We start from the raw sequence: 10378 nt of genomic DNA, 5'->3' as shown, positions 1-10378 counted from the left end.
CCGGCCCACATCCTGAGCGACCCGTATCAGGCCGGCGACAAACAGGCGTTCATCAACCACCCGTACTGGACCAATGACTTCGTCGGCCTTGGGCCCTACAAGCTCGGGCAGTGGCAGCGCGGCAGCTACATTGAGGGTCTGGCGTTCGACCGCTTCGTCGGCGGCCGTCCGCAGATCGACCGCATCCTGCTGATGTACGTTGGCGACGTCAACGCCATCGTGGCCGGCGTCCTCTCCGGCGACCTGGACATGGTCCCGATGGGTGCCCGATTTGACGCCACCCAGCTCATGGCGGTCGAAAATGGCTGGGGGCAAGAGGGTGGTACGACGCTCCTCGTGCCGTTCGGAATCCGATCCATCTACCTCCAATTCCGCGATCCGTCCGCGCCGTGGGCGCGCGATGTTCGCGTGCGTCGTGCGCTCGTGCATGCGACTGACCGTCGTGGAATGAGCGACGCCCTGCAGTACGGGCTCACGAAGGCCGCGGACACTTTCGTTCTCGAGGAGGACCCCGTCTTCGCGCAGATCGACCGCGGCGGCCTGGCGCGATATCCCTACGACCTCGATCGCGTTCGGCAGCTCATGGCAGACGCGGGGTGGATAGCCGGCGCCGACGGAGCGCTTCGCGACGGCAGCGGACAGCCGCTCGCCATGGAGATCGCCGCCACCGGTCAGGGCAGCAACGTGGAGGAGATCGAAACGGTCGGCAACCAGTGGCAGCAGGCGGGAATCCAGGCGACCCCAGACGCTCTGCCGCCACGCGCCGCGAATCTCGACGAGCGCAAGAACACCGTGCGAGGCGGCTTTATGTGGCCGTGGAGCCCGAACGCGTATGCCCCGCAGAACCTCTCGGCAGCCCAGATCGCCAGCGAACGAACATCCTGGAAGGGCTCGAACTACAGCGGCTACACGACGCCTGCCTACGAGGAGCTGTATCGTCGGTTCACGACGTCCCTTGAAGTCGATGCTCGCCAGCAGGTGCTGGCCGACATCATGAAGTACATCGCGGAGGAAGTCCCGGTCATTCCCGTCTACTACTACGGGAATGGCGTGATCGCGAGGAAGGGGTTGACCGGCCCGGCGATGATCACGCCGATGCAGACGTCCTCGCTCTGGAACGTCCACACCTGGTCGTGGAACCGGTAGCCGCGGGCAGTCTGACGCCGTCGCATCCGGAGTTCAGGATGAGCTTGATGCGCACTCGTTGGCCCGGATGGACGGGCAAAAGGGCGGGAGATCGGGCGCAATTTGCTGGAGTCGCTTGGCCATGATCCGCACGTAAAGCGGTTTCTCGACGAGCGGGCCTGCCCGGTGGAGCCAGTGGAGAGCGCGGACACAGGTTGGGTGCTTTTGCAGGAGGCGCCAACAGAGATCCCAGACGCCCTGCGGCTCGCCCATCTCCCACATCGCATGGGCGCGCGTCAGCTCGACGGCGAGGTCTTCGTCGTCGCTCGGCTCGCCGAGCAGCTCCTGGGCATCCGCGAACGCGCCCCGCGACATCGCTTCGCGCGCCGCCATCAGCGGGGTCCGATGAACCGCGCCCATTCGCCGATTCACCTCGGCAACAAGCTCCAGGTCCGTCGGAGCAAGCTCCAGCGCCCGGTGGTACTCGTTGGCCGCTGCCTCCGGGTCTCCTCGAGCCTCCGCGCAGAGGGCCAGCCCGACGTGCGCCAAATCGTCCTCCGGATCGATATTGGCGCACGCTCGAAAGCTCTCTTCGGCGACGTCGATCCGCCCGGTCGCGGCTGCCGACCGCGCCAACATGCGCAGCGCGGGGAGACAATACCATTCTTCATCGAGAATCTTCTGGCACGTGTCCGCCGCCGCCGCGTAATCGCCCGCGTCCAGTTGCGCTCGGGCGCGTCTCAGCTGGCCGACTACTTCACGACTCATCTCACCGCACTATCCTCGTGGAGCCCGTCGCGCTCCAGGGCCAGGCGCGTGGCGCGCAGCGCCCGCCGAACCGCCTGCGACCTGGTCGCCGGCCCACCGGCGCGCTGAAGAAGATCGACGAGGAAGTGCAGGTCAGCCTCGGCTGCATCATCCAGGTAGATGGTCTTCGCTCGTGCCCACGTCGAACCGTCATTTCGGCGTGGATGGAGGTGCGCCTCGGCGCGCGAGAATGCGCCCCGCGCCTGGCTCCATTGCCCGGTCAGCACGGCCAGCGCGGCTCCGGGCTGCCGAGCGACGGGGCTGGCCGCTTCGCGGAGCCGATCGAGGACCGAGGTCGGAGCGCCCGTCAGCGGGCCTGCTGGCCGAGCCACGCGTCTCGTCCCGCGAGAAACGCGCCAAACCGAGACAGCGGCGCCATTGCCTCAGCCTCCGCGGGTGGGGCAGTCGGGGCCTGCTCGAGGGCGGACGCGATCCCGAGCGCGACCGCGGGCTCGAGCGCCTCGGCGGTCCGGCTTCCGGGCTCCGCCCACATCGCCGGGTTCGGTCGCGGTTCGAGGGCCTCGATGACTTCAGAAGCGAGGCGGCGGTAGGCCATCGCCGCCTGGCTCTCCGCTCGGTACTCCAGGACGGAGCGGCCTTCCTGCACGCAGTCCTTCAGCGCGACCTGCGCCCGAATCTCGGCATCGAACACCCTGACCTGCCCGATGAGCGCCTCCCGAAGCATCGTGGCAACGCCGCGCGCATGGGCCGTCCGCACGTCCATCATGGTGAGCACCGCGCCCAGCACCGTGAGCCCCGCGTTCAGCTTCGCCCGCACGGCGTTGACGGTTTCCAGCATCTGGGCCAGCCCCTGGAGGGCCAGAAAGTCAGCCTGAACGGGAATCACGACGCCGTCGGCCGCCGCCAGGGCATTGATCGCGAGGAGGCCGAGACTCGGCAGGCAGTCGATCACGACGAAGTCGTACTCCGCGATCTCCGGGGCGAGGAGATCTCGCATGATCATCTCGCGCCCGATGGTCCCGATGAGCGCCAGCTCCGCCGCCGACAGGCGCGAATTCGCCGGCAGGAGGTCGAGACGGGACGGCGTGCGAACGATCGCGTCGGCGACGTGCCCGCGTGTCAGATTGTGGCCGCGTTCGACCAGCAGGTCGCCGAGAGTGGGGGACAAGATTTCGGGATCCGTTACGCCCAGCGTGATGGCCAGGTTCGCCTGGGGGTCGTTGTCGACGAGCAGAACGCGGTAGCCCTGCTCGCTCAGGGCCGCGCCGAGATTGGCAACGGTCGTGGTCTTGCCGACGCCACCCTTCTGGTTGGCCACGGCGATCACCGACATCATCGTGCTCCCGCGCGAAACATATCGCGCGAAAGCATAGGTCACGCGTCAATGAGTGGAGTACACCCAAACGGGGATGATTCTCTCGGTCGAATGCCCACTCATTGGCGGCCGTTCAGGGGTAGCGAACAGCCGCCCCCTAGAATTTCGCGGCCTTCACGTTGTCCAGCGTCGTTCGCACCGCGTCGTAGATGAACCCACCGATGTTCATCGGTGTTCGCTCTTGGTCGATGCCGCTGGCGCGGACCTGGAACCCGGTGAAGATCCGACCATCAGCCTCGGCCCCAGCCTGGCCTCCCAGCACGGGGATCTTGACCGTCCTGGCCACCTCGCCGTAGAGATCGTGCGTCACGCCCGTCAGGTCGAGCAACGAGGCGCCCGCCGCCTCCAGCTCCTGCGCTTCGCGAAGGATCTGCTCGCGGCGCCGCGCCAGCATGTCCTCCGTGCGGGCGGTGAACTCGCCGATCGCCATGGAGCTCTGCGGCGAGAAGCCGAACTGTGGCCACAGCGGGATGCCCGCGTTCACAATCGCATTCACCGCATCCATGTTCGCGGCGGCGTTGTCGAGCTTGACCATCTGCGCCTCGCCCTCCTGGATGAGGCGAATTGCCGCCCGAACGGCCTCCTTGTAGCCCGCCTGAACGGGGCCGAAGGGGAGATCGGCATTCACGACCGCCGTCTCAGCTCCGCGCGCGACCGCGCGGCTGACCAGGACCATTTCGTCCATCGTCGTTCCGTATCGCGTCAGCTGGCCCAGGTTCGTGTACCCGACGCTATCGCCGGCCGAGATCAGCGGCACGCCCGCCCGATCGAGGATTCGGGAGAGCTGGAAGTCATAGCACACCGCGGCCATGATCTTCTGCCCATCCCGCTTCATCTGCTGCAACGAGGTCACCGTCAGCTTTGCCACGCGGACTCCTCCTGACTCATACATCGATAGGCACCCCGCCGTGGCGCGCCGCACCGGAGCGGGAAGGCGCAAACCGCGTCAAGCGACACGACGAAAAAACGGAGCGGGTGGCATCGGGAGGGGGCGCCAGATTTGCGCGCCCCCTCCCGACGCGTCAGTCGATGAGGCTCGCCTCGGCGGCGGACGCCGCTCCGGCCAGGATCTCTTCGCGGGCCTCGCCGTCGATCGGCTCGAATCGATCTCCCAGCTTCTTCATGATCTGCGGCATCGTGGTGTATTCCATCTCGTCCATGGGGAGCCGCGCAGGCTCGAACGGTCCCTGGCGCCGCATGTGGTACGCCATGTCGTTCGCCATGGCCCGGGCCCCGTCGAAGGACACGTCGTCGAACATGTCCCGGGGGCCGATCAGCTTCCCGTTCGCGAGTTGGAACCCGAGCGCCACCACGCGCGGCGGCCCATCAAACCGCGATGGATGAGCGTCGCGTTGCGCGACTGGGGTCAGCGGCCCGCAGCTCGAGCCGCGCATCCAGCCGGCGACGTAATGAGGGTTGGCGAAGGCTTCCAGCACCTCGCCGACCGCGGGTAGGCCGCTCTGACACCGCACGACGAGGGTCGGATCGTCCTTCCCAACGTAGCGGCCGGCGATCATGGACAGTCGCGTGGTGGTCCCGGCCGCGGCGATCTCACCGGTGGCGCGCAGATACACGGACTTGATCACGTTGAAAGCCGGAGATCCGATGAACATGAGCATGCTGTACAGATCCTCGGGGCAATGGAAGAGGATCTTGCGACTTTCGATGAGGTCGTGGACCTCAAAGGAGAAGCCTTCGTGCATCTTGGTGTCGATCACGAGGCCGATGGAGTTAAACGGATCCGCGAAGATGCGGTAGAGCGGCAGGTTGAATGCACCCGGCTCGGTCTTGTCCGCCATGAAGACGATAATGGGGTCGCTGGGTCGCTCCTCGAACTCCATCTCTGCGACACCCGGGCCCAGACCGCGGATGTTCCCGGAAAAGGCGTCCGCGAGGAGGTCCTGGCCAGCGCCATACAGGTGCAGCTCTTTCGCCACCTCCGTCGCGGCGACGAACGTGTCCCAGGCAAGCTCGTGGATCGCGGCAGAATCAACGCCGCGTTCGTGCGTCATGATCAAATTGATGTCGTCGCCGACGGATGAGACGTGAAAATCCAGGATCTGACGCCGCGCTTGGGCGTCTGTCAGGCACTCGCGACACCGGTCCATAGTGGCCGGATGCACCTGTCCGTGACCGACGAACCCGCCGATATCCGCCTTGATGACGCTCAGGGTGACTTTCGCCATTGAAAATCTCCTCGTTCTGATTGCCCGGCGCGCCGGAACTGAACCGAAACGACCCTTTTGCTAGTGTAGCGAAGTGCCCCAATTGAGCACAACACAAGCTGGCGCTCGGCTGCATCCTCAACCGGTCATGCGCCGCGCTCCCCAACCCGAGAACCCGCCGCGATGCCAGCGAGCAGCAGGACCACGACCACGCCGCCGACCCATCCCCAAGGGGCATGGGCCGCGATGATCGGCGCAACGAGGACTGGCGCAAGGAGCTGGCCTCCGTTTCGGCCGATGGCGACAACGCCCACAGCCGGCCCAACGAGCGTGGGATCTCGAACTGTCTCCGGTGTGATTCCATTGACCGCCGTGGGGACGACTGCCGCGCAGAGCCCCGTCCATACCGCGAAGAGCCCCACCAAGCGCGGATCCAGGACGTATGCGGCCGCGTAGGCGGGGATCGAAGCCAGGCTCACGGCGATGTACGCGCGCTTCCGCGAGCCAATGCGTTCGATGAGCCACCCACCGGGCAGCGCAGCCGGGATGCTGGCGAGGTAGAAGAGACTGACCGTCGTCGCCGCGTCTTGCAGACTGAATCCCGCCTCATTCACCAGATACGTCGGCGTCCACGTGCCAAATGCCGCCCGGGCCATGTGGAACGTGGAGAAGAAGATGGCGAGCCACCAGGGCCCGGGCTCGCGCAGCGCGCTTCGCATCGACGAGGCGCGCGCCGTCAAGGTCACCGACGTCGAGCCGACCGGAAGCCGCACCAGCCAGGCAAAAAGCGCAGCGGCCAGGAGGGCTACCACCGCTCCGAGCCACCAGACCGCCCGCCAGCCTGCCAGCAGATAGACGCGCGGCGCGATGGCGAGAATCAGCGACTGACCCACAGGAATCCACGTGGTCAGGATGGCCATCGGAATGGTGCGGCGCTCGGGAGGGAACCACGCCGCGACGGTGGCGATAGCAACGACCGCCGTCATGCCCATTCCCGTCCCCTCGATCAATCGGCCGGCGAGGAGCATGGACGGATCCGCGCTCAACGCGCCGATGGCGGACCCGATGCCGGCGCTGGCCACGGCCACCGTCCCGACGAAGGTCGGACCGTAGCGTCGATACAAGAGGCCGGCGGGGAGGGCGAGGATGGCACCGGACACGGCGAACACCGACATCAGGAGTCCCGCCTGGACCTCCGAGATTTGAAGGTCCTGGATCAGGACGGGGATGAGGGGTGGCACCTTGAACTGGTTGAACGGAGCGATGAGGCTGCAAAAGTACACGACGGCGAAGACCAACCAGGCTCGGCGACGGCTTTCGGTCCGATCGCGCTCCCGAGCCCGCTCGTCAGAGGCGACGGCCGGGCTATTTCGGGGCCGCGTCGTAATACCGCTCGTAGTACCAGCGCGCGATCTCACCCCCGGTCGTCAACCAGACGTCGGGATGGCTCGTAATGTGCTGCAGGGCCCGGTCGAGCCACCGGGCGCGAAACGGGTGCCCTGACAGGAAGGGATGGAGCGCGAGCGCCATGACCCGTCCCGACGTTCCGCCCTCGTCATACAGCACGTCAAACTGATCGCAAACGAGCTGATAGAACTGCTCGGGCGTCAGACCCTTGCGCGTGAAGACGGGAATATCGTTCAACTCTTGCGAATAGGGCACAGAGATGAGCCGTCCCGATTTGACGCGCATGGGAAACGGCTGATCGTCCGCCACCCAATCGGCTACGTAGGTGATCCCAGCCTCGGCGAGAAGGTCGGGCGTCCGATCCGTCTCCCCGAGGCCCGGGCCCAGCCAGCCGGTCGGGGCAGCGCCCGTCGTCGATGCGATGGTGTCGACCACCTGGCGAATCAGCCCGCGCTCGTCATCCTCGGAAAGCCCGGTGAGGCGTTGGGAATTCGTGATGCCGTGGCCCATCCACTCCCAGCGTCGCTCCATGCCTGCTTTCACGATGTCGGGCTCGAACCGGCAGACGTCGGCGTTCAGCGCGACGGTGGCCCGCAGCTGATACTTGTCCAGGATGTCCATCATCCGCCAGATGCCAACGCGTGCTCCGTAGTCGCGAACGGCGAATTCGTAGACGTCGGGCGACAGGGTAGATCCGGGCCCGAGCTTGTCGAATCGAAAGTGCTCGACGTTCGGGATGATCCAGAAGGCCACGCGAGCCTCATTGGGCCACTTGAGGGGCGGCCTGGCCGGAAGAGGCCAGTACGGGTAGCGCTGGTTGTCGGTTGGCATGCCCACCTCGCCCGCCGCGCGCTTAACGCCATTCGATACCGCCGGCGGAGGTTCGAATTGTACCCCCGCCTTCAGCAGCTGCTCCGCGGCGACGTCCCGTGCTCGTAGAATGCCCGTACGAGGTGCCACATGATCTCGGATGGGCCGCGCCAACCGGTTACGCCGCGTGTCTTCGTGACACGGCAGATCCCGGAGGCCGGCCTCGTTCCATTGCGAGAGCGATTCTCCGTCGACGTCTGGCCTGGCCCACTCCCCCCATCCCACGAGACGCTACGCGAATCGGTCGCTGGATGCGCGGGGATTCTGTCGCTCCTCACTGACCGGATCGACGTCGAGATCATGGACGCCGCCGGGGCTGGACTCCGGGTCGTCAGCAACTTCGCCGTCGGGGTGGACAACGTCGACGTGGCGGAGGCGACGCGCAGGAAGATTCCCGTCGGCAATACCCCAGGCGTCCTGACCGAGGCGACCGCCGATCTCGCCTGGTCGCTCCTCATGGCGGCCGCGCGCCGCCTCATCGAAGGAGACCGATACGTTCGGAGCGGGCAGTGGCACACCTGGGAGCCGCAGCTTCTGCTCGGAGCGGAGGTCCATGGCGCCACGCTGGGAGTAGTGGGATACGGGCGAATCGGGCAGGCGGTCGCGCGGCGCGCCCGCGGATTCGACATGCGCGTGCTCTATACGCGGCTCGGCCCAGACACGCGCGAAGAGTGGGCGACGCGGGTAAGCTTCGAACAACTCCTCGATGAATGCGACTTCGTGAGCATCCACACGCCGTTCACGGAAGAAACTCGCCATCTCTTCAATGCCGAGGCGTTCCGGCGCATGAAGCCGGGCGCCATTCTGATCAATACGGCGCGTGGGCCTGTCGTGGAGACGGCGGCGCTCGTCGACGCGCTCCGCTCTGGCCACCTGGGCGCCGCCGCGCTCGACGTGACGGATCCCGAGCCGCTTCCGGCCGATCACCCGCTCCTTCGCCTCGACCGATGCATTGTTAGCCCGCACCTTGGGAGCGCGACCCACGCCACGCGGAACCGAATGGCCCAGATGGCCGCCGCGAACCTGATCGCTGGATTGGCCGGTGAACGACTGCCCCACTGCGCGAACCCGGAAGTGTACCGCTGATCACCCGCCCCGGCGGGATCGTGATCGCCCGCCGCTCTGAAGCCCAACCCCCACGCCTCGCTTGGGGCAGATGTCATTCAACACGCAGCCACCGCAGTTGGGAGCGCGCGCGAAGCAGACCCGTCTGCCGTGCCAGATCATGGCATGGCTGAACCAGATCCACTCATCTTTGGGCACCACGTCCATCAGGTCTTGCTCGACCTTCTCCGGTTGCTTCTGGTCGGTCAGCGCGAGGCGATAGGAGACGCGGAGGACGTGGGTATCGACGACGATGCCCGATGGGATGCCGTAAGCAGAACCGAGGACGACGTTTGCCGTCTTGCGCGCGACGCCCGGGAGCTGCACCATCTCGTCGATCGACCGCGGCACCGTGTCGGCAAACCGATTGTGGAGAGCGTCGGCCATTCCGCGAATGGACCGCGCCTTTTGACGGAAGAACCCGGTTGAATGGATCTCCTGCTCCAGGACCTCCTGCGGCGCACGCGCGTAATCCGCTGGCGATCGGTACCGGCGAAAAAGGTCGGCCGTGACCTGATTCACGCGCTCATCCGTGCACTGGGCAGACAAGATGGTTGCCACCAGCAGCTCGAACGGCGAGGTGAAATTCAGCTCGCAGTGGGCATCGGGGTACGCGCGCTTCAAGCCTTGGATGACGCGCTCGGCATGCGCCCGCCGGTCGGTCGGCTGCGTCACGGAGTCAACCGGTTAGAGTCCGAGCCGCCCGTTCATGGCGGGCCGGTCGGGCTCGTTGACTCGGGCTGGACGATCACGACGAGCGCGCTGGATGGATCGAGGTAGGTGGTGGCCACGCGGAGCACGTCGTCCGGTGTGACAGCGCGGACCCTGCGCACATACTCGTCCGTCGCCACCGTACCCAGCAGCTCCTGAGACGCGAGCCGACCGACCCGGGCCTCGTTCGTCTCGTCAGCAAGGATCTGGCGCCCGGCGATCTCACCCTGCCGGTCGCTGGTTTCCCCGCTCGATGGCGCCTGCTCGCGGAGCTGCTCGATCAAATCTCTGGTGACCGACAACGCCGCGTCGAGGTTATCGGGGTCCACGCCAGCCGTGGCAAACCAGGCCCCGGTGTCCGACAGCGGGCTGTAACCGGACCCCGCCACGTAGGCCAGGCCGCGTGCGCTGCGAATCTCGCGGAACAGCCGCCCGGACGAGCCGCTGGTAACGGCGTTCAGGACAGCCATGGGGTACCGATCGTCGTCGAGCAGGGATGGCGCGAGGTAGCCAACGCGGAACACGGCCTGCTGGCGCCCGGCCGTCGCGCGAACGGCGTCCCCGAAGGGCGATCCCGTCGGGGTGGCGGGGGCCCGGACGTTGGCCGAACCGGAAAAGAGATTGCCGAAATACTCCGCCGCGAGGGCTAGCGCCTCGTCCGGGCGAATGCGCCCGGCGATGGTGAGCGCGAGATTCGACGCGGCCCAGAAGCGTGCCCGCGTCCCGGCGATGGAGTCCGGGCTGAGCCCGCTGATCGTCTCCGGCGTTCCCAGGACGGGAATGCTGGCCGGATGGCCCGCGAAGATCGCCCGCTGAAATAGCTCGTCGATGTACGCGTTCGGGTCCGCCCGTC

At 66.5% G+C, this 10378-nt stretch carries 11 protein-coding genes; 2 read left to right on the top strand and 9 right to left on the bottom strand.

Annotated features, from left to right (window positions below; translation table 11 throughout):
* Window positions 1-1146 (top strand): ABC transporter substrate-binding protein (locus tag VFC51_07675; protein HZT06896.1); only part of this gene is annotated, 1146 nt, incomplete at its 5' end.
* Window positions 1147-1179: 33 nt separating this feature from the next.
* Here VFC51_07675 and VFC51_07670 read toward each other — a convergent pair.
* The 7 genes from VFC51_07670 to VFC51_07640 form a co-directional block, all read right to left on the bottom strand.
* On the bottom strand, window positions 1180-1893 hold the full coding sequence (locus tag VFC51_07670; GenBank protein ID HZT06895.1) for a tetratricopeptide repeat protein: 714 nt from the start codon (window positions 1891-1893) through the stop codon (window positions 1180-1182).
* Window positions 1890-2264: a hypothetical protein gene (locus VFC51_07665; GenBank protein ID HZT06894.1), complete on the bottom strand. Its 375-nt coding sequence runs from the start codon at window positions 2262-2264 to the stop codon at window positions 1890-1892. Before VFC51_07665 ends, VFC51_07670 begins: the two co-directional genes overlap by 4 nt.
* Entirely contained in the window at window positions 2240-3226 is a 987-nt protein-coding gene (locus tag VFC51_07660; GenBank protein ID HZT06893.1) for a ParA family protein, read from the bottom strand. Before VFC51_07660 ends, VFC51_07665 begins: the two co-directional genes overlap by 25 nt.
* 139 nt (window positions 3227-3365) lie before the next feature.
* On the bottom strand, window positions 3366-4136 hold the full coding sequence (locus tag VFC51_07655; protein HZT06892.1) for a 3-methyl-2-oxobutanoate hydroxymethyltransferase: 771 nt from the start codon (window positions 4134-4136) through the stop codon (window positions 3366-3368).
* A 154-nt stretch (window positions 4137-4290) separates the two neighbouring features.
* Window positions 4291-5454, bottom strand: a complete 1164-nt coding sequence (gene fbp, locus VFC51_07650; protein HZT06891.1) for a fructose-1,6-bisphosphate aldolase/phosphatase — start codon at window positions 5452-5454, stop codon at window positions 4291-4293.
* A 125-nt stretch (window positions 5455-5579) separates the two neighbouring features.
* Entirely contained in the window at window positions 5580-6731 is a 1152-nt protein-coding gene (locus VFC51_07645; protein ID HZT06890.1) for an MFS transporter, read from the bottom strand.
* A gap of 67 nt (window positions 6732-6798) precedes the next feature.
* Window positions 6799-7671, bottom strand: coding sequence for a polysaccharide deacetylase family protein (locus VFC51_07640; GenBank protein ID HZT06889.1), 873 nt, complete (start codon window positions 7669-7671; stop codon window positions 6799-6801).
* Window positions 7672-7800: 129 nt separating this feature from the next.
* Between VFC51_07640 and VFC51_07635 the strand changes: the two genes are divergently transcribed.
* The gene (locus tag VFC51_07635) at window positions 7801-8796 is read left to right on the top strand and encodes a D-glycerate dehydrogenase (protein ID HZT06888.1); all 996 of its coding nucleotides are present in this window, start codon (window positions 7801-7803) and stop codon (window positions 8794-8796) included.
* Here the strand turns inward: VFC51_07635 and nth are convergent, their stop codons facing one another.
* Both nth and VFC51_07625 read right to left on the bottom strand, forming a co-directional pair.
* Window positions 8797-9489 (bottom strand): endonuclease III, encoded by a 693-nt coding sequence (gene nth, locus VFC51_07630; GenBank protein ID HZT06887.1) that lies wholly within the window; start codon window positions 9487-9489, stop codon window positions 8797-8799. It abuts the gene before it with no gap.
* Window positions 9490-9521: 32 nt separating this feature from the next.
* A partial coding sequence (locus VFC51_07625) for a pitrilysin family protein (GenBank protein HZT06886.1) occupies window positions 9522-10378 on the bottom strand: 857 nt, incomplete at its 5' end.

It is taken from the genome of Chloroflexota bacterium (genome assembly GCA_035652535.1).
Taxonomy (GTDB): Bacteria; Chloroflexota; UBA6077; order UBA6077; family SHYK01; genus DASRDP01.
This window is presented reverse-complemented; position numbering and strand designations above follow the sequence as displayed.